16 protein-coding genes and 1 other RNA gene are annotated in these 19046 nt (G+C 50.9%); 13 read left to right on the top strand and 4 right to left on the bottom strand.

All coding sequences use genetic code 11. The features are described 5' to 3' along the window. Positions 1-53: 53 nt before the first annotated feature. Positions 54-1577 (bottom strand): threonine ammonia-lyase, biosynthetic, encoded by a 1524-nt coding sequence (gene ilvA / locus HMPREF3052_RS05970; protein ID WP_070749161.1) that lies wholly within the window; start codon positions 1575-1577, stop codon positions 54-56. 205 nt (positions 1578-1782) lie between these two features. Here ilvA and HMPREF3052_RS05965 point away from each other — a divergent pair, with 205 nt between their 5' ends. Further along, positions 1783-3000, top strand: a complete 1218-nt coding sequence (locus HMPREF3052_RS05965) for a D-alanyl-D-alanine carboxypeptidase family protein (protein ID WP_070749159.1) — start codon at positions 1783-1785, stop codon at positions 2998-3000. A gap of 224 nt (positions 3001-3224) precedes the next feature. Here the strand turns inward: HMPREF3052_RS05965 and HMPREF3052_RS05960 are convergent, their stop codons facing one another. Next, complete coding sequence (locus HMPREF3052_RS05960) at positions 3225-4853, bottom strand: ABC-F family ATPase (RefSeq protein ID WP_070749158.1); 1629 nt, start codon at positions 4851-4853, stop codon at positions 3225-3227. Between the two features lie 185 nt (positions 4854-5038). Here HMPREF3052_RS05960 and HMPREF3052_RS05955 point away from each other — a divergent pair, with 185 nt between their 5' ends. The 5 genes from HMPREF3052_RS05955 (at position 5039) to HMPREF3052_RS05935 (ending at position 8708) form a co-directional block, all read left to right on the top strand. Next, positions 5039-5233, top strand: coding sequence for a hypothetical protein (locus HMPREF3052_RS05955; RefSeq protein ID WP_049328530.1), 195 nt, complete (start codon positions 5039-5041; stop codon positions 5231-5233). A 13-nt stretch (positions 5234-5246) separates the two neighbouring features. After that, the gene (locus tag HMPREF3052_RS05950) at positions 5247-5696 is read left to right on the top strand and encodes a DUF4124 domain-containing protein (RefSeq protein WP_070749156.1); all 450 of its coding nucleotides are present in this window, start codon (positions 5247-5249) and stop codon (positions 5694-5696) included. Between the two features lie 160 nt (positions 5697-5856). Further along, on the top strand, positions 5857-6693 hold the full coding sequence (gene cysT, locus HMPREF3052_RS05945; protein ID WP_049328528.1) for a sulfate ABC transporter permease subunit CysT: 837 nt from the start codon (positions 5857-5859) through the stop codon (positions 6691-6693). Between the two features lie 84 nt (positions 6694-6777). Further along, positions 6778-7638 carry a sulfate ABC transporter permease subunit CysW gene (cysW, locus tag HMPREF3052_RS05940; protein WP_049328527.1) on the top strand — a complete coding sequence of 287 codons (861 nt, stop codon included), beginning with the start codon at positions 6778-6780 and terminating at the stop codon, positions 7636-7638. Beyond that, complete coding sequence (locus HMPREF3052_RS05935) at positions 7635-8708, top strand: sulfate/molybdate ABC transporter ATP-binding protein (protein ID WP_070749153.1); 1074 nt, start codon at positions 7635-7637, stop codon at positions 8706-8708. Before cysW ends, HMPREF3052_RS05935 begins: the two co-directional genes overlap by 4 nt. Before the next feature lie 53 nt (positions 8709-8761). On the opposite strand, the gene ung is transcribed toward HMPREF3052_RS05935, so the two are convergent. Then, positions 8762-9421: a uracil-DNA glycosylase gene (gene ung / locus HMPREF3052_RS05930; protein ID WP_070749151.1), complete on the bottom strand. Its 660-nt coding sequence runs from the start codon at positions 9419-9421 to the stop codon at positions 8762-8764. Positions 9422-9546: 125 nt separating this feature from the next. On the opposite strand from ung, the gene HMPREF3052_RS05925 reads away from it, so the two are divergent. The 6 genes from HMPREF3052_RS05925 to HMPREF3052_RS05900 all read left to right on the top strand — a co-directional run bounded on the left by HMPREF3052_RS05925 (position 9547) and on the right by HMPREF3052_RS05900 (position 14653). Next, positions 9547-9972, top strand: a complete 426-nt coding sequence (locus tag HMPREF3052_RS05925) for an NfeD family protein (protein WP_070749149.1) — start codon at positions 9547-9549, stop codon at positions 9970-9972. 9 nt (positions 9973-9981) lie between these two features. Continuing rightward, positions 9982-10944, top strand: a complete 963-nt coding sequence (locus HMPREF3052_RS05920; RefSeq protein ID WP_039863787.1) for an SPFH domain-containing protein — start codon at positions 9982-9984, stop codon at positions 10942-10944. A gap of 75 nt (positions 10945-11019) precedes the next feature. Further along, on the top strand, positions 11020-12282 hold the full coding sequence (locus HMPREF3052_RS05915; RefSeq protein ID WP_070749147.1) for a multifunctional CCA addition/repair protein: 1263 nt from the start codon (positions 11020-11022) through the stop codon (positions 12280-12282). After that, on the top strand, positions 12282-12893 hold the full coding sequence (locus HMPREF3052_RS05910) for a hypothetical protein (RefSeq protein ID WP_070749145.1): 612 nt from the start codon (positions 12282-12284) through the stop codon (positions 12891-12893). Before HMPREF3052_RS05915 ends, HMPREF3052_RS05910 begins: the two co-directional genes overlap by 1 nt. Before the next feature lie 63 nt (positions 12894-12956). Continuing rightward, on the top strand, positions 12957-13268 hold the full coding sequence (locus HMPREF3052_RS05905) for a hypothetical protein (protein ID WP_070749143.1): 312 nt from the start codon (positions 12957-12959) through the stop codon (positions 13266-13268). 167 nt (positions 13269-13435) lie between these two features. Next, positions 13436-14653 (top strand): uracil-xanthine permease family protein, encoded by a 1218-nt coding sequence (locus HMPREF3052_RS05900; RefSeq protein WP_070749141.1) that lies wholly within the window; start codon positions 13436-13438, stop codon positions 14651-14653. Positions 14654-14779: 126 nt separating this feature from the next. Here the strand turns inward: HMPREF3052_RS05900 and ffs are convergent. Further along, an RNA gene (gene ffs / locus HMPREF3052_RS05895) (signal recognition particle sRNA small type) lies at positions 14780-14876 on the bottom strand. Between the two features lie 260 nt (positions 14877-15136). On the opposite strand from ffs, the gene HMPREF3052_RS05890 reads away from it, so the two are divergent. Then, a complete protein-coding gene (locus HMPREF3052_RS05890; RefSeq protein WP_070749139.1) occupies positions 15137-18970 on the top strand; it encodes a DUF3683 domain-containing protein in 3834 nt (1277 codons plus the stop codon). Positions 18971-19046: the final 76 nt, after the last annotated feature.

Below are 19046 nucleotides of genomic sequence, written 5' to 3'. Positions count from 1 at the left end.
ACATAAAACACAAGGCCGTCTGAAAAATTTCAGACGGCCTTTTATCTTACTGTTTAAGCCAAGAAAAGTTTATAAGCCGGATTATCGGTTTCTTCTTTATAAACATAACCCAAGCTCTCCAAAAAGTCGGTAAAGGCTTCATTGTCGCTTTCAGGTACATCGATACCGACCAAAATACGGCCGTAGTCCGCACCATGATTGCGATAATGGAACAAGGTAATATTCCATTCGGCGCGCATATGGTTCAAGAAGCGGGACAATGCGCCGGGACGCTCTGGGAATTCAAAGCTGACCAAGCGTTCGCTGGAAACTTTTTCCGTACGTCCGCCGACCATATAACGGATATGGATTTTAGCGATTTCGTCATTGGTCAGGTCAACATTGGGCAAGCCTGCGTCAGCCAGTTGTTTGCTGATGACGGCCAAGTCTTGCGCACCGGCAGTTTGCAGACCGACAAAGATATGAGCATTGTTGTCGTTGCCGTAGCGATAGTTGAACTCGGTAATATTTCGACTACCCAAGATATTGATAAACTTAAGGAAGCTGCCTTTTTCTTCAGGAATGGTAACGGCAAAAATACCTTCGTTGCCTTCGCCCAGCTCACTGCGTTCTGAAACATGGCGCAGGCGGTGGAAGTTCATGTTGGCGCCACTGGTGACGGCAACTAAGTTTTGGCCTTGGATATTGTTTTTCGCAACATAAGCCTTCAGGCCGGCAAGGGCCAATGCGCCCGCAGGCTCGGTAATGCTGCGCGTATCGTCAAAAATATCTTTAATCGCGCCGCACAACATATCCGTATTGACCGTAATAATTTCATCCAACAGCTCTTTACACAGGCGGAAGGTTTCCTCGCCCACCACTTTAACCGCCGTGCCGTCTGAAAACAGGCCAACATCTTTCAAATGTACGATTTCCCCAGCCTCTACCGATTGCTTCATACAGCAAGAATCATCGGTTTGCACACCAATGACTTTGATTTCAGGACAAACCTGTTTGATAAACGCCGCCACGCCTGCTGCTAAACCGCCGCCGCCAATCGGCACAAAAATCGCATTGATATTGCGGTGTTGACGGAGGATTTCCATGCCGATGGTTCCCTGACCGGCAATCACATCAGGATCATCAAACGGCGCGATATAGGTCAGTTTTTCCTTTTCTGCCAACTCCATCGCATAATCATAGGCATCGTTGTAAGACACACCTTTCAATACCACTTCACCGCCACGGCTCTTTACTGCATCAATTTTGATTTTCGGCGTAGTTTCCGGCATCACGATGACGGCACGGCAACCCAAATACTGCGCCGACAAAGCCACACCCTGCGCATGGTTGCCTGCGCTTGCTGCAATTACGCCGCAATCTAAGGCTTCTTTCGGCAGTTTCGCCATTTTGTTGTACGCACCGCGGATTTTGAACGAAAACACCGGCTGCAAATCTTCACGTTTGAGCAAAATCTGATTGTTCAGACGGCCTGACAAACTGCGTGCCAAATCCAAAGGCGTTTCTACGGCCACATCATAAACGGAAGCGGTCAAAATACGGGTTAGATAATCAGAAAGAGGAAGGGAATGGTTCATGGTATTCTTAGTGTTCGGAAATAAATTGCAATTCGGTCAAATTGACCAGAGGAAAAAGTTAAAACCATACCCCTGAGGCCGTCTGAAGGCAAGAAAAATCTTAGCAAAGCCTAAATGAGACGGTATAATGTCCGCTTAATATCTATTTAATATGCCAAACTGTTTGCCTCATAACAGTGTCCACTCATATTCAAATCTACAAATAATGATGAAAAAAACGCTACTTAGCTTAATTTTTGCTACTCTTATTAGTACTCCTGCCCTTGCTGCCGACCCGGTTGCATCCGCCCCTGCCGTACAAAGCGAGGCTCAAACGCAGCCGCTGCTGCACAGCATCAACAGCCCGACAACACCGCCGGAAATTGCGGCAACTGCCTATATCGTTACCGACCTGCACAGCAAGCAAACCTTGGCATCCAACAATGCTGACACGCCTATCGAGCCTGCCGCGTTGACACAAATGATGACAGCCTACCTTACCTTTAAAGCACTGGAAAACGGTACGCTTGAGGCAGGCCAAATGCTGACGGTTTCCAATGCTGCATGGAAAGTCGAAGGTTCGCGTATGTTCCTCGACCCCAAAGTTCCTGTCAGCGTCAGCTCCTTGATTAAGGGTACAACCATCCAATCGGCCAACGATGCCGCCATTACCCTTGCCGAAGCCATTGGCAACGGCTCTATCGACGAATTCGTCAAACAAATGAATGAAGAAGCCAAACGCTTGGGTATGAAGCACACCCACTTCAACAACCCGACCGGTATTTCTTCTAACGGCCATGTTTCAACCGTTGGCGACCTTGCCATCTTGGCTGCCGCACTCATTAATGACTATCCGAAATATTATCCTTTATTTGCAAACAAATCTTTCAAATACAATAATATCGAGCAACCCAACCGCAATCTCCTGCTCTATCGCGACAGCAGTATCGATGGTTTAAAAACCGGCTATAGCGAAGGCGCAGGCTACCATCTCGCCGCTTCCAGCAAACGCAACAACCGCCGTATTGTTTCCATTCTTGCCGGAGCCGAATCCACCGAAGCGCGCGCCAGCGAAAGCAGCAAACTGCTCAACTGGTCATTGCAGGCATTTGATACGCCTAAACTTTACAACGGCGGAGAAGTGATTTCCCAAGTCAAAGTTTACAAAGGTAGCACCAAAGCCGTAGATATCGGTTTCTTGGACGATGTTTACATTACCATTCCCCACGATACCGGTAAAAACGTCAAACCTATTTTAGAAACACTTCAGCCCGTCCTCGCCCCGATTGAAAAAGGCCAAGTATTGGGCAAGCTGAAAGTCATGAAAGACGGTAAAATCATTGCCGAAAAAGACGTTGTCGCCCTGACCGGCGTGGAAGAAGGCAGCTGGTTGCGCCGTATGTGGGACGCGATTGTGTTGTGGTTTAAAGGTTTATTCAGTTAATCCTCTTACTATCAAAACATAAATAGAGGTCGTCTGAAATTTTCAGACGGCCTTTTGTATATCTGTTTTATGGCTTTAATAAAAATTCCTAACAAGAAATTTATCCATTTTAATCTTAGCAGTTTCAGTGATTGCCAATATGAAACGCTTCAAAAAAATGCCGTCTGAAAACACAACGGTTTTCAGACGGCATTTCAATACCTTAATAGGTTATCAGTATGGGCTTAAACTAAGCCTTTTTTCTCCAGATAGCTTTCGTAATCGCCCAAGTAGTGTTCATATCCGCCTTTGCCATCCAATTCGATGATTTGGGTAGCCAATGAAGATACAAACTGACGGTCGTGCGATACGAAAATCAGTGTGCCGTTGTATTTTTCCAGCGCCATGTTCAATGATTCGATGCTTTCCATGTCCATGTGGTTGGTGGGTTCGTCCATAATCAGCACATTGGGTTTCAGCAGCAGGAGTTTGCCGTAGAGCATACGGCCTTTTTCACCGCCGGAGAGAACCTGCACTTTTTTCACCACGTCGTTGCTGCCGAAGAGCAAACGCCCCAAAGTACCGCGGATGACTTGTTCATCGTCGCCTTCTTGTCCCCATTGGCGCATCCATTCGCTCAGGTTCATATCGACATCGAAGTCGTTTTCATGGTCTTGCGGGTAGTAGCCGACACTGGCTTTTTCCGCCCATTTGATGGTGCCTTCGTCCGGCAACAGGCCGTCTGAATATTCGGGGTTGTACGCGCCTGCCAAGAGTTTCAGCAAGGTAGACTTACCTGCGCCGTTCGGGCCGATGATGGCGAGGCGCTGGCCTGCTTCAAGGATAAAGTTCAGGTTTTTAAACAACTGGGTTTCAAAACGTTTGGCCAGTTTTTCAACTTCCACAGCCTGACGGTGCAACTTGGCTTTTTCATCGGCTTCAAAACGGATATATGGGTTTTGACGGGTAGAAGGTTTGACTTCGACCATCTCCGATTTGATTTTGTCTGCCTGTTTCAGACGGCTGGTTGCCTGACGGGCTTTGGATTTGTTGGCAGAGAAGCGAGCAACGAACTCTTGCAGCTCTTGCAGTTTCTCTTTTGCCTTGGCATTGTCTTTCAGGGCGCGCTCACGCGATTGGGCGGAAGCGAGCATGTAGTCGTCGTAGTTGCCCGGATAGATGGTGATGGTGTTGTAGTCCAAATCCGCCATGTGGGTGCAGACTTCGTTCAAGAAGTGACGGTCGTGCGAGATGATAATCATGGTGGAGTCGTATTGGTTCAACACGCCTTCCAACCAACGGATGGTGTTGATGTCCAAGTTGTTGGTCGGCTCGTCAAGCAACAATACATCAGGTTTGGAGAACAGGGCTTGCGCCAGCAATACGCGCAGCTTGAAGCCCGGGGCGACTTCCGCCATGGTCGCATTGTGCAAATCTTCGGAAATGCCTACGCCGCTCAACAGTTCGGCGGCGCGCGCTTCGGCGGTATAGCCGTCGTATTCGGCGAACTTGGCTTCCAGTTCGGCAGCTTTCATGTAATCGTCTTCGGTGGCTTCGAGGTTGGCGTAAATCGCGTCGCGTTCGGTCATCGCCGCCCACATTTCGGTGTGACCCATCATCACCACGTCCAGCACGCGCATGTCTTCGTAGGCAAACTGGTCTTGGCGCAATTTACCCAAACGCACGCCGTTTTCAATCGCTACTTCGCCGGCAGTCTGTTCCAAATCGCCGCCGAGGATTTTCATGAAGGTGGATTTGCCTGAGCCGTTGGCGCCGATCAAGCCGTAACGGTTGCCTTCGCCGAATTTGACGGATACGTTTTCAAACAGCGGCTTTGCGCCGAACTGCATGGTGATGCCGTTGGTAGAAATCATTATTCGTAAAACCTTTATAAATAGAATGTTATAATCGGACGCGATTGTAGCATATTTTTGCAAAGACCTCAGGATTGAGGCCATGGCAAATGTGCCCAATGCCGATGTAAGATGAAAACAGGCAACGCTTCACGCAAAAACGCGTTGTAGGCAGCATTTCAGGCCGTCTGAAACGGAGAATCTATATGGAAACGCACAAAATCTATTACGCCGTGATTATTTTGGTATGTGCCGCTTCCATGCTGCTCAGCCCGTTTTTCCATATCCGCCGCACGCGCTCTGGCACTGAATTACGACGTGCGCCCAGACAGTGGAAACCCATCCTCTTCGCCAACATCATCATGATTGCGGCTTTATTTGTTTGGTGGAAATGGTTTTAAGGAAAAATAAAAAATGAACAAACTCTGGATCAGCACATTACTGCTCGCTTTGGCAACTGCGGTTTCCGCCGCGCCTATTTTTGAATGTACCGATTCTGTCGGCCGCAAAGTCTATACCCAAGCCGGCGGCAAAAACTGCAAAGCCAGCAATATCGGCAAACCGTCCGTATATACTTCTGCGCCTGTTTCAACACCGGCAACGCCGATTTCCCCAAGCAAAGCCGAGCAGGCAGAAGAAGCTGTCGCCCCGGTCAATCCGACTGATGTCGGCGCGGCCAAGCGTGCTTTAGATACCGCCAAGAAAAATTTGGAAGAAGGCAAAAAAGTGCGTTATGGCAATGAACGCAACTATGCCCGCTATCTCGATCGGATCAACGGTTTGGAAAAAGCCGTCCGCTCGGCTCAGGAAAACTATGATGCGGCGCAACGCCAGCCTGCATCTCAAGATCCTGTTGCCTATTAATCCTTACCACACCAGCAAGGCCGTCTGAAATTTGATGTTCAGACGGCCTTTTCATCTTTTCAATATAACAAAATCGTCTTTATACCAAACAAAGTATTCTTTCCAGTTTTCAGACGGCCTTGTTAAAGTAAGCGTGTATTAAATTCTGACGATTGCCATTATGTTGTTACTCAAAACGCCTTCTGTATTGCCGGGTTTCAAGCTCAGCCTGGGTTTGACGGTTTTGTGCCTGTCGCTTTTGGTGGTTTTGCCGTTTGCGATGATGGCGGCCAAAGCGGCGGAAATCGGCTGGAGCGGATTTTGGAACACGATTACCGAACCCAATGTCTTGGCAGCCGTCTGGCTGAGTTTGCGGATGTCGTTTTATGCGATGTTGACCAATATCGTGTTCGGCACCTTAGTCGCTTGGGTATTGGTACGCTATGAATTTCCGGGCAAAGGGTTGGTAAACGCTTTGGTCGATTTGCCGTTTGCGCTGCCGACGGCGGTAACAGGCATTGCGTTGGCAACCCTGTATGCGCCCAATGGTTGGATAGGCCGTTTTTTCGAGCCTTTGGGCATCAAAATCGCCTTTACGCCCATCGGCATTTGGATTGCACTGATTGTCGTCAGCATGCCCTTTATCGTCCGCGCCGTGCAGCCGGTATTGGAAGAGTTGTCGGGCGAATATGAAGAAGCGGCGGCGACTTTGGGCGCAAGCCGTTGGACTACGTTCCGCCGCGTCCTTTTGCCAGAAATCACACCGGCCCTGTTGACCGGCGCAGGCATGATGTTTGCCCGCTCTACCGGCGAATACGGCTCGGTCATTTTTATCGCGGGCAATATTCCGATGGTGTCTGAAATCCTGCCCTTGATTATTACCGGCAAACTGGAGCAATACGATGCTCAGGGTGCATCAGCCGTTGCTCTGTTTATGCTGATGATTTCGTTTGTCATCCTGCTGATTTTAAACATCATGCAATGGACTTTGAGCCGCCGCGCCGGAGCGAAGGTTTAACAAACAACAGGCCGTCTGAAACATCAAGCAAACATTTTTCAGACGGCCTAAACGGATACAAGAATAAATAGAGGCTTCACTAACATGAAAACCCATTCCACCAATCCAAACCTGAGCGAACCGCGTTGGCTGCGCGTATTGCTGACCGCTACCGCCTTGGGCTTTCTGCTGCTGATGCTGGTCGTGCCATTGGTTGCCGTATTCTACGAGGCCTTAAAAGGCGGTTGGGATTTGTACCTGCAATCCTTGACTGATCCCGAGGCATGGTCTGCCATCAAATTGACGCTGATTACCGCGCTGATTGTCGTCCCCGTCAATGCCGTATTGGGCGTGGCGATGGCGTGGCTGCTGACCCGTTTTGACTTTCGCGGCAAGCAGTTACTGACCACCCTGCTCGATTTGCCGTTTTCCGTATCGCCCGTGGTGGCCGGTTTAATGTTCGTCTTATTGTTCGGCGCGCACACGGCATTGGGCGGCTGGCTGGAAGCGCAAGGCATACAGATTATCTTCGCCATCCCCGGCATTATTTTGGCGACGCTGTTCGTTACCTTCCCCTTTGTCGCACGCGAAATCATTCCTTTAATGCAGGCGCAGGGCGACAGCGAAGAACAGGCCGCCTTGATACTCGGTGCAAGCGGCTGGCAGATGTTTTGGCGCGTTACCCTGCCCAACATCAAATGGGCGCTGCTCTACGGCATCATCCTCACCAACGCCCGCGCAATGGGCGAGTTCGGCGCGGTCAGCGTAGTATCGGGGCATATCCGCGGCGAAACCAACACCATCCCGCTTTTGGTCGAAATCTTCTACAACGAATACAACTTCACCGGCGCATTCGCCCTCTCCGGCGTATTGGCACTTTTAGCCTTGGCCACCTTGCTGGTGCAAAACATCATCACAAAATTACAAGATAAAAAACTCGCCGCCGCCGAAAGGAACGCAGCATGAGCATCACCATTCAAAACTTAAACAAACACTTCGGCAGTTTCCACGCGCTGAAAAACATCAACCTCAACGTCCCCACCGGCAAACTCGTTTCCCTGCTCGGCCCTTCCGGCTGCGGCAAAACCACGCTCCTGCGCATTATCGCCGGACTGGAAAACGCCGACGGCGGCCAAATTCTCTTTGACGGCCAAGACGTAACCGCCAAGCATGTGCGCGAGCGCAAAGTCGGCTTCGTATTCCAACACTACGCCCTCTTCCGCCACATGAACGTGTTTGACAACGTCGCCTTCGGTTTGACCGTATTGCCCAAGTCCGAACGCCCGTCCAAAGAACAAATCCGCACCAAAGTCGAAGAATTGCTCAAACTCGTGCAGCTCTCCCACCTCGCCAAATCCTATCCGCACCAGCTCTCCGGCGGCCAACGCCAACGCATCGCCCTCGCCCGCGCCCTTGCGGTCGAACCCAAACTCCTGCTACTGGACGAACCCTTCGGCGCGCTGGATGCCAAAGTGCGCAAAGAATTGCGTACCTGGCTGCGCGACATCCATCACAACCTAGGCGTAACCAGCATTCTGGTTACCCACGATCAAGAAGAAGCCCTTGAAGTTTCTGACGAAATCGTCGTCATGAACCACGGCAAAATCGAACAAACCGGCAGCGCCGAAGCCATTTACCGCAAACCAGAAAACGCCTTCGTTACCGAATTTCTCGGCGAAACCGACGCATTTGAAGGACGCATCGAAAAAGGCATCTGGCACTACAACGGCTTCGCGTGGAAATTGGATGCACACTACAAATGGCAGGAACAAACCGCCAACGGCTACATCCGCCCGCACGAATGGCAGCTTGCAGCGGAACACGAAACACCGATGATCCGTGCCAAAATCGAAAAAATCCACGCCGTCGGCGCATTGACGCATATTTTAGTCAAACACGACAAACAAGACGTGCATATCACGCTGGCAGGCAGCGATGCCGCGCGTTACCAAATCGCCGAAGGCAAAGAATTGAAGCTGATTCCGAAACAGGTTTATGTCTTTTCTCAAAACGAACTGATTGAATATTCGATTTGATACTAAATCATAAGGCCGTCTGAAAATCTGCTTTCAGACGGCCTTTTATCTTATTAAACCTGCCAATCAATCGGCTCTAAACCATGCGCCTGCAAATAAGCGTTTGCCTGCGAAAAATGTTTGCAGCCGAAAAAGCCACGATATGCCGATAAAGGCGAAGGATGCGGCGCGATCAGCACCAAATGACGGCTGCGGTCGATAAACGCGCCTTTCTTCTGCGCATGGCTGCCCCACAGCATAAAGACTAAATGCTCGCGTTCCTTATCCAATTGTCGGATGACTTCATCGGTAAACACCTCCCAGCCAAAAGTCGCATGTGAATGCGCCGCACCGGCACGGACAGTCAACACCGTGTTTAACAGCAATACGCCCTGTTCTGCCCAATGCTGTAAATAGCCGTGTTGCGGAATCTGAAAGCCCTCAATATCCGTCGCCAGCTCTTTATAAATATTGACCAACGACGGCGGCACCGCAATTTCAGGTTGCACGGAAAACGCCAAACCATGAGCCTGACCCGCGCCGTGATACGGGTCTTGCCCCAAAATCACTACTTTTACATTTCCAAATTCAGTCGTCCGAAAGGCATTGAATACATCGCGTTCAGGTGGATAAACGGTTATCCCCGCCTGCCTTTCATGGCGCACCTTCTCCAAAATCGTTTGAAAATACGCCTTTTCTTTTTCTGCACCAATTGCCTCGTGCCAAGTCTGCATTATTTGCCGCTCCGTATTTGAATGGACTTATTATAACTGAAATAATTTTCAACCTTAGCCTTTTCATTTTAAGCCGCTGCCATTATGATAAGGATTATCAAAAGATTATTAAAAGGATATGCCGCATGACGATATGGTTTGTTGCCGCCGCCGTTGTTCTGATTGTCGAATTGTTTATCGGAACGGTTTATCTTTTGGTTGTCAGCGTAGCGCTGGCCGCCGCCGGAATCATATACGGATTAAGCGGTCACTTTTCTGCCGCCGTTTTGACCGCGGCCATCATCAGCGCACTCGGTATCTGGCTGGTACACGGCCGTCTGAAAAATCAGTTGGCTCCCAAAGTGCTTAACGATGATTTGGATATTGGGCAAAACGTCCGCATCCTACGCCACCTACATGACAATATTTACGAAGTCGCCTACCGCGGCACACATTGGCAGGCACAAGCCGAACGGCCCCAAGATACTTTTCAGACGGCCTCAAGCGCAGTCATTACCGCCAAAAACGGCAATCTTCTGATTATCCGCACACTCTCCCAACCATCATCATAAGGAAACATTATGGAATTTCTGCTCAGTCTCCCCGTCCTCATACTCATCGTCGTTGTTGTTTTTGGTTTCAAATCCTTTATCGTTGTACCGCAGCAGGAAGTTTATGTGGTCGAACGATTAGGCCGTTTTCACAAAGCGCTGACTGCAGGTCTGAACATCCTTATCCCATTTATCGACCGCGTCGCCTATCGTCACTCGCTGAAAGAAGTTCCTTTGGATGTTCCCAGCCAAGTCTGTATTACCCGCGACAACACTCAGCTGACTGTGGACGGCATCATCTACTTCCAAGTCACCGATCCAAAACTCGCTTCATATGGTTCCAGCAACTACATCATGGCGATTACCCAGCTTGCGCAGACAACTTTGCGCTCTGTCATCGGCCGCATGGAATTGGATAAAACCTTTGAAGAGCGCGATGAAATCAACAGCATTGTTGTTGCTGCTTTGGACGAAGCGGCAGGCGCATGGGGCGTGAAAGTCTTGCGTTACGAAATCAAAGACTTGGTTCCGCCGCAAGAAATTCTGCGCTCAATGCAGGCGCAAATTACCGCCGAACGTGAAAAACGCGCGCGTATTGCCGAATCCGAAGGCCGTAAAATCGAGCAGATCAACCTTGCCAGCGGTCAGCGCGAGGCAGAAATCCAACAATCCGAAGGTGAAGCGCAAGCCGCCATCAACGCATCAAACGGTGAAAAAATCGCCCGTATCAACCGCGCTCAAGGTGAAGCCGAAGCCCTGCGCCTGGTGGCCGAAGCGAATGCCGACGCCATCCGCAAAATCGCCGAGGCTGTCCGCTCCGAGGGCGGTGCTGAAGCTGTTAACCTGAAAGTTGCCGAGCAATACGTTGCCGCCTTCAGCAATTTGGCTAAAGAAAGCAACACGCTGATTATGCCTGCCAATGTTGCCGACATCGGCAGCTTGGTCTCCGCCGGTTTGAAAATCATCGACGGCAACAAGCCTAAAGCCTCATAATAGCGTTCTGACTCAGGCCGTCTGAAAACCCAATACGGCTTTTCAGGCGGCCTTTTTATATCGTTCGATTTTTATATGAATACACAAACCATCAAAACCTATCTTGTCGGCGGCGCCGTCCGCGACCATCTGTTAGGCCTGCCCATCAAAGACCGCGATTGGGTTGTCGTCGGAGCAGATGCGCAAACCATGCTGGCTCAAGGCTATCAACCTGTCGGCAAGGATTTTCCCGTCTTTCTCCATCCGGACAACCACGAAGAATACGCCCTCGCCCGTACCGAGCGCAAAACCGCCAAAGGCTATGCCGGATTCAGCTTTCATGCCGATAAAGACGTTACGCTGGAACAAGACCTGATGCGCCGCGACCTGACCATCAATGCCATGGCTCAGGATTCAGACGGCACGATCATCGATCCTTTTGGCGGACAACAAGACTTGGCGGCCGGCATCCTGCGCCATGTTTCGCCTGCCTTTGCCGAAGACCCCGTAAGGATTTTGCGTATCGCCCGTTTTGCCGCGCGTTATGGTTTTCAAATTGCCGATGAAACCATGTCGCTGATGTGGCAAATGGTAGAAAACGGCGAAGCGGATGCCTTGGTTGCCGAACGCGTCTGGCAAGAATTGGCAAAAGGCTTGATGGAGAAAAATCCGCGCCGAATGATTGAAGTTTTGCGCGAATGCGGCGCACTCAAAGTTTTACTGCCCGAGCTTGATGCCCTTTTCGGCGTACCGCAACGCGCCGACTATCATCCCGAAATCGACAGCGGTATTCATACGCTGATGGTTGTACAACGAGCCGCCGAGATGAATCTCTCCCTCGCCGAACGCTATGCTGCCTTATTGCACGACTTAGGCAAGGCAAAAACACCGGCCGATATCTTGCCGAAACACTACGGACACGATGTCAACGGCGTCGAACCCGTCTGCGAAGTCAATCAACGCCTGCGCGCGCCCAAACACTGCGCCGAGCTTGCCGAACTTGTCTGTCGCTGGCACATCATGCTCCATCAAGTCGGGCAGTTCAAAAGCAAAACCATTTTGAATGTTTTGAAAAAAACCGACGCATTCCGCCGCCCCGAACGTTTTCAGACGGCCTTAAACGTCTGCGTGGCCGACAAACAAGGCCGTCTGAATCTTGAAGATACCCCCTATCCGCAACGTGAACACTGGCTGGCCTTACTTGAGGCCGCCAACCAAGTAGATGCAGGCAAAATTGCCGCCGAGTGCCGCGCGCAAGGCAAAGCCCATTTAATTGCCGAACAAATCGATCACGCACGCTTGGCACAAATTACACCGCTGCAAAAAGCGTATCAGGTAGACAAAGTAGGAGGCTATTGATGACATCTTCGCGTTATAAAATTGAACAAACACCTAGCAAAATTACCTTGTCAGCAAAAATTATACGCAACAGACTCAAACTTCTATTAACTTGCAGAGATCTTGTAATCGTACTATTGATATTGGCAAACATTCCAAATTTAAACTTTGAATCAACATTTAATATCATCCTCCTCATATTTTTAGGCCTGCTTTCTTGCCAATGTATTTATGATTTACTGTGGCAACTTTTTGGACAAGAACGTATCCATGTTCAAAATGGAATACTTTCACACCAATTCGCGCTGTTTGGATTGGGAAAAGGTAAAAAATTTTCACTCGTAGAAATATCGCAATGGCAGCCACATGAGAACTATGCAAATACTAAAAACACTAAAATCACACTGCGTAACTATTTGAGTCAGAGAAGGAATACATCCACCATCTCCAGCCCCTTACGACAACCAAATAGTAAACAAGGTGCATGGTCATTTGTTTATCATGGGAAAACCATATACATTGGAGAATTTTTTTATAGCGACGATTACCAAGCAATTAACTCTAAATTAAACAACCTAATACCGAAAAAAGCCAAAACAGGGACACTTTCCGAACCAGAACACGGACTTTAAAACAGCCGCCACGATATCCGCTATAATCCGTACCTTGACCATCTTATTTCAACAATAAAAATCATGACTATCCAGACCAATTTACTTCACGAAAAAATCAGCAATGAAGATTATCAACGCCTCATTGTCAAACACAGCGAATCTTTCAGTGACGGCGAAATCCGTCTATTAAACGAAATCCTCGAAAAATTCCGCTTTGATGTCGTACAGGAGCAGGCTTTGGCGCAAGCCGTCATGCAGCAGGTGCGCTTCGATCCAAACGACTACCATATTGACAGCGATGATGAAGATACAACCGGCATCTGTCCGCACTGCATCAATCCGCCCATGCCGCCCCTGCGCGATTATCTGGTTTGGCGCGAAACACGCGGCTGAAAATTTTCCTAATCGATTTTGATAAGTTATTAACCATTCGCTATCGAACCAGGCCGTCTGAACAGGTGTCATCGTTACATTTGTTCAGACGGCCTTTTGTAAATAAATGTTCATGACTAGGATAAATCAGTATAATCTGCGCCGTTTGAATTTTCTTCGGAGCTTTTATGAACCAGCTTAAAACAGCGGTAGCCGGTGCGCAGATTTTGTTTGTCGCATTCGGTGCCATGGTGCTTGTGCCGCTTCTGACGGGACTGAACCCGGCTTTGGCATTATTGGGCGCAGGCTTGGGCACTTTGTTGTTCCAATTGGTTACCAAACGTAAAGTGCCGATTTTCCTCGGTTCTTCTTTTGCCTTTATTGCGCCGATTATCTACTCCATCGGCGAATGGGGCCTGCCTTCTACGATGTTTGGTCTGTTTGCGGCAGGTTTCATGTACTTTATCTTTGCCGCGCTGATCAGATGGCGCGGTCTGGATGCGGTACACAAGCTGTTGCCGCCCGTGGTTATCGGCCCGGTGATTATGGTAATCGGCTTGTCCGTGGCCGCAGCAGCCAGCAGCATGGCCATGGGTCAGGCAGATGGAAAACAGGTCATCGACTATATCGACTCGCTGATTCTCTCCGGCTTTACCTTTGCGGTAACCGTCATTGTTTCTGTCTTCGGCAGTAAAATGATGAAGCTGATTCCGATTCTGATCGGCGTGGCTTCCGGCTATGTGTTGGCTTTAATCATGGGCCTGGTCGATACCAGCGCCATCATCAACGCCCCTTGGTTTGCCGTCCCTCATTTTGAAACGCCTCAAGTCAACTGGCAGGCTGCCTTGTTTATGTTGCCCGTCGCCATCGCCCCGGCCATCGAACACATCGGCGGCATTATGGCCATCGGCAATGTAACCGGCACAAACTACACTAAAGACCCTGGCTTGGACAAAACCCTCGCCGGCGACGGCTTGGGCGTATGCGTAGCCGGTTTGATCGGCGGCCCTCCTGTGACCACTTACGGCGAGGTAACCGGCGCGGTGATGATTACCAAAAACAGCAACCCCGTCATCATGACTTGGGCGGCAATTTTTGCAATTTTTATGGCGTTTTTCGGTAAGTTCAACGCGTTTTTGGCTTCGATTCCCATGCCGGTTATGGGCGGTATTATGTTGCTGCTGTTCGGTACAATCGCCTCTTTGGGCATCAAAACATTGATTGATGCGAAAGTCGATTTGATGCAGCCGAAAAATCTGGTTATCGTCAGCTCCGTATTGACCACCGGTATCGGCGGCATGATTATCAAAGTAGGTACTTTGAGCTTCGCCGGTGTAGGCTTGTGCGCCGTATTGGCCATTATCCTGAACTGCGTTTTGCCCAATACAAAATCAGAAGAAGCATAAATAACTTGTTCATAGTTCATAAACGCAAAGGCCGTCTGAAAATGAGATTTCAGACGGCCTTTTTATTACGCTTTATACAATATGAAAAATGCCGGGAACTTAACCATCTCCGGCATTTTTGAATAAGGTGGCGAGCCGAACCCCCGGCACTGGCTCATCAGAGTGGGCTGCTGGCTTCCGCCCCTGACCCGGTGTTCCGAATTACCATGCGGGGAGACCCGCCATAGAAGAAACGCATTATAGCGGTTTTACAGAAAAACTCAAGCGATAAAATCTGTCAGGCCGTCTAAAAATCATTTACACGACAAGATTGTAAACAATATTGCCTAGTTGCAAATCATTCCCATTGAAATGTTTATTGTCTTTTCCGTTGAAAAATATCGAAAATTACACTACATTAACACTTTACGCCATCAAGAAGAAATTGCATTTTTCAGACGGCCTTTAATATAAAAACATTACATCCATCAACGGAACACGACCATGACCACGACTACCGCCCCGCAGCGTATTCGGGAAATTCCCTACAACTATACTTCCTACACCGACCGCGAAATCGTCATCCGCCTGTTGGGCGACGAGGCGTGGCAGATTCTGCAGGACTTGCGCGGACAGCGCAGGACGGGGCGTTCGGCGCGGATGTTGTTTGAAGTGTTGGGCGATATTTGGGTGGTCGTGCGCAATCCGTATCTGGTCGATGATTTGCTGGAGCACCCGAAACGCCGCGCCGCGCTGGTGCGTGAAATGCGCCACCGTTTGAACGAAATCCGCAAACGCCGCGACGACAATCCGCAAGTCGATTTGTTGGTTGCGGTGGCGGAAAAGGCGGTCGAGCGTTTTGACGGCGGTTTTGACGAAACGCGCCAAAAGCGGCGGCAGATTTTGGAGCGTTTGAGCAAAATCACCAAGCCGCACAATATTATGTTTGACGGGCTGGCGCGGGTAACGCACGTTACCGATGCGACCGACTGGCGCGTCGAATATCCGTTTGTCGTCGTCAATCCTGACACTGAGGCAGAAATCGCGCCTTTGGTGCGCGCCTTAATCGAGCTGGATTTGGTCATTATTCCGCGCGGCGGTGGCACGGGTTATACCGGCGGCGCCGTGCCTTTGGATGCAAACAGCGCGGTCATCAATACGGAAAAGCTCGACAAGCATCGCGGCGTCGAATTTGTAGAACTGGCGGGCTTGAACGGCAAACATCCGATTATCCATTGCGGCGCGGGTGTGGTAACGCGGCGTGTGGAAGAAACCGCGCATCAAGCGGGTTTGGTGTTCGCCGTCGATCCGACTTCCGCCGACGCGTCCTGCGTGGGCGGCAATGTGGCGATGAACGCAGGCGGTAAAAAAGCCGTGCTGTGGGGGACGGCGCTGGACAACCTCGCCTACTGGCAGATGGTCAACCCGCAGGGCGAATGGCTGCGCATCGAGCGCGTGCGCCACAATTTCGGCAAAATCCACGACGAAGAAACCGCCGTGTTCGACGTTCACACGCTGGATTCAGACGGCATCAACATCGTTAAAACCGAACGTTTGGAAATTCCCGGTCACAAATTCCGCAAAGTTGGTTTGGGCAAAGACGTTACCGACAAATTCTTGAGCGGCCTGCCCGGCGTGCAGAAAGAAGGTACGGACGGCATCATTACCAGCGTCGCCTTTGTGTTGCACACCATGCCGAAATACACGCGCACCGTGTGTATGGAGTTTTTCGGCACGGTCGCCACCGCCACGCCTTCTATCGTCGAAATCCGCGATTTCCTGCTTGCTCACGACAGCGTGCGTCTGGCGGGTTTGGAGCATTTGGACTGGCGTTATGTCCGCGCCGTCGGCTACGCCACCAAAGCGGCAGGTAAGGGGCGGCCGAAAATGGTCTTGCTGGCGGATGTCGTTTCAGACGACGAAGCCGCCGTAGAGGCAGCCGCCGAACACATCTGCGAACTTGCCCGCGCCCGCGACGGCGAAGGCTTTATCGCCGCGTCGCCCGAAGCGCGCAAAACCTTCTGGCTCGACCGCAGCCGCACCGCCGCCATCGCCAAACACACCAACGCCTTTAAAATCAACGAAGACGTGGTGATTCCGCTGGAGCGGCTGGGCGAGTATTCGGACGGTATCGAACGCATCAACATCGAGCTTTCCATTCAAAACAAACTCACCTTGTGCGCCGCATTGGAGCAATATCTGTCGGGCAAACTCCCTATCGACAAAATGGGCACGGACCTGCCGACCGCCGAACTTTTAGGCGAACGCGGCAAACACGCCCTTGCCCACGTTTCCGCCGTCAAAGAACGTTGGGACTGGTTGCTCGCCAATCTCGATACGCCGCTTGCCGACTACAAAGCCCGCTACGGCGCAGCCGTCCATGCCGCGCCCGAAGCCAAAGACGACGAGAGCTGTTTCACCGCATTCCGCGACTTCCGTCTGCGCGTGTCTGTCAAAGACGACGTAATGAAACCGCTCGCCGAAATCTTCAGCGGCAAAACCGACACAAAAATTATCCAAGGTTTGGGCAAAATCCACGCCAAAACCGTGCGCGGCAGAGTCTTCGTCGCCCTGCATATGCACGCCGGCGACGGCAACGTCCACACCAACATCCCCGTCAATTCAGACGACGCCCAAATGCTTCAGACGGCCTACCGTTCGGTCGAACGCATCATGAAAATCGCCCGCTCGCTCGGTGGCGTGATTTCGGGCGAACACGGTATCGGCATCACCAAGCTCGAATTTTTGACCGATGAAGATTTGCAGCCGTTTTGGGACTACAAAAACCAAGTCGATCCCAAACACACCTTCAACCGTTACAAACTGATGAAAGGCTCGGACTTACGCAACGCCTACACGCCGTCGTTCGAGCTTTTGGGCGCGGAATCGCTGATTATGGAAAAATCAGACCTCGGCACCATCGCCGATTCTGTCAAAGACTGCCTGCGCTGCGGCAAATGCAAACCCGTCTGCTCCACCCACGTCCCGCGTGCCAACCTGCTGTACAGCCCGCGCAACAAAATCCTCGGCGTGGGATTGCTGACCGAAGCCTTCTTATACGAAGAACAAACCCGCCGCGGCGTTTCCATCAAACACTTCGAAGAACTCATGGACATCGGCGACCACTGCACCGTGTGCCACCGCTGCGTCAAACCCTGCCCCGTCAACATCGACTTCGGCGACGTAACCGTAGCCATCCGCAACTACCTTGCCGATTCCGGCCACAAACGCTTCGCGCCCGCCGCATCGATGGGCATGGCGTTTTTGAACGCTACTGGCCCGAAAACCATCAAAGCCCTGCGCGCCGCCATGATACAGACCGGCTTCCCCGCGCAGAACTTCGCCTACAAAATCGGCAAACTGCTGCCCGTCGGCACCAAAAAACAAAAAGCCGAACCCAAAGCCACCGTCGGCACCGCTCCGGTCAAAGAACAAATCATCCACTTCATCAACCGTCCTTTGCCCAAAAGCGTGCCTGCCAAAACACCGCGCTCCATGCTCGGCATTGAAGACGACAAAAGCATCCCCATCATCCGCAACCCTGCCGCGCCTGAAGATGCCGAAGCCGTGTTCTACTTCCCCGGCTGCGGTTCCGAGCGTCTGTTCAGCCAAATCGGACTCGCCGTCCAAGCCATGCTCTGGCACGTCGGCGTACAAACCGTCCTGCCGCCCGGCTATATGTGTTGCGGCTATCCGCAAGACGCAGGCGGCAACAAGGCAAAAGCCGAACAAATGAGCACCAACAACCGCGTCGCCTTCCACCGTATGGCGAACACCCTCAACTACCTCGACATCAAAACCGTCGTCGTCAGTTGCGGCACCTGCTACGACCAGCTAGAAAAATACCGCTTCGAAGAAATCTTCCCCGGCTGCCGCATCATCGACATCCACGAATACCTGCTCGAAAAAGGCGTGAAACTGAACGGCGTGAAAGGTCAGCAATACCTCTACCACGACCCCTGCCACACGCCCATCAAAACCATGAACGCCACCCAAATGGCAAGTAGCCTCATGGGACAGAAAGTCGTCTTAAGCGACCGCTGCTGCGGCGAATCTGGCATGTTCGCCGTCAAACGCCCCGACATTGCCACCCAAGTCAAATTCCGCAAGCAGGAAGAAATCGAGAAAAACCTCAAAGAGCTGCCGCAGGGCGAACCCGTCAAAATGCTCACCTCCTGCCCCGCCTGCCTGCAAGGCCTGAGCCGCTATGCCGACGACAACGACATGCCCGCCGACTATATCGTCATCGAAATGGCGAAACACATCCTCGGCGAAAACTGGCTGGATGAGTTTGTGAAAAAAGCCAATAACGGCGGTGTAGAAAAAGTATTGCTCTAAGGACTTAGACAAAAACTTTGGGCTGTAATAAAGGTGTAGAAATTAGTTGTAGAAACTAGTAGCGTTGTTTACAGTA

The organism is Neisseria sp. HMSC056A03, from assembly GCF_001815685.1.
Classification (GTDB): domain Bacteria; phylum Pseudomonadota; class Gammaproteobacteria; order Burkholderiales; family Neisseriaceae; genus Neisseria; species Neisseria subflava.
Note: the sequence above shows the minus strand (reverse complement) of the source record. Positions and strands in the feature narration are given on the sequence as shown.

Coding starts and splice junctions, on each gene's coding strand:
- HMPREF3052_RS05935 (WP_070749153.1), top strand. CDS start 7,635: ATGAGCATCACCATTCAAAACTTAAACAAACACTTCGGCAGTTTCCAC.
- HMPREF3052_RS05915 (WP_070749147.1), top strand. CDS start 11,020: ATGAATACACAAACCATCAAAACCTATCTTGTCGGCGGCGCCGTCCGC.
- HMPREF3052_RS05960 (WP_070749158.1), bottom strand. CDS start 4,853: ATGATTTCTACCAACGGCATCACCATGCAGTTCGGCGCAAAGCCGCTG.
- HMPREF3052_RS05905 (WP_070749143.1), top strand. CDS start 12,957: ATGACTATCCAGACCAATTTACTTCACGAAAAAATCAGCAATGAAGAT.
- ilvA (WP_070749161.1), bottom strand. CDS start 1,577: ATGAACCATTCCCTTCCTCTTTCTGATTATCTAACCCGTATTTTGACC.
- HMPREF3052_RS05955 (WP_049328530.1), top strand. CDS start 5,039: ATGGAAACGCACAAAATCTATTACGCCGTGATTATTTTGGTATGTGCC.
- HMPREF3052_RS05965 (WP_070749159.1), top strand. CDS start 1,783: ATGATGAAAAAAACGCTACTTAGCTTAATTTTTGCTACTCTTATTAGT.
- ung (WP_070749151.1), bottom strand. CDS start 9,421: ATGCAGACTTGGCACGAGGCAATTGGTGCAGAAAAAGAAAAGGCGTAT.
- HMPREF3052_RS05890 (WP_070749139.1), top strand. CDS start 15,137: ATGACCACGACTACCGCCCCGCAGCGTATTCGGGAAATTCCCTACAAC.
- HMPREF3052_RS05920 (WP_039863787.1), top strand. CDS start 9,982: ATGGAATTTCTGCTCAGTCTCCCCGTCCTCATACTCATCGTCGTTGTT.
- HMPREF3052_RS05900 (WP_070749141.1), top strand. CDS start 13,436: ATGAACCAGCTTAAAACAGCGGTAGCCGGTGCGCAGATTTTGTTTGTC.
- cysW (WP_049328527.1), top strand. CDS start 6,778: ATGAAAACCCATTCCACCAATCCAAACCTGAGCGAACCGCGTTGGCTG.
- HMPREF3052_RS05925 (WP_070749149.1), top strand. CDS start 9,547: ATGACGATATGGTTTGTTGCCGCCGCCGTTGTTCTGATTGTCGAATTG.
- HMPREF3052_RS05950 (WP_070749156.1), top strand. CDS start 5,247: ATGAACAAACTCTGGATCAGCACATTACTGCTCGCTTTGGCAACTGCG.
- cysT (WP_049328528.1), top strand. CDS start 5,857: ATGTTGTTACTCAAAACGCCTTCTGTATTGCCGGGTTTCAAGCTCAGC.
- HMPREF3052_RS05910 (WP_070749145.1), top strand. CDS start 12,282: ATGACATCTTCGCGTTATAAAATTGAACAAACACCTAGCAAAATTACC.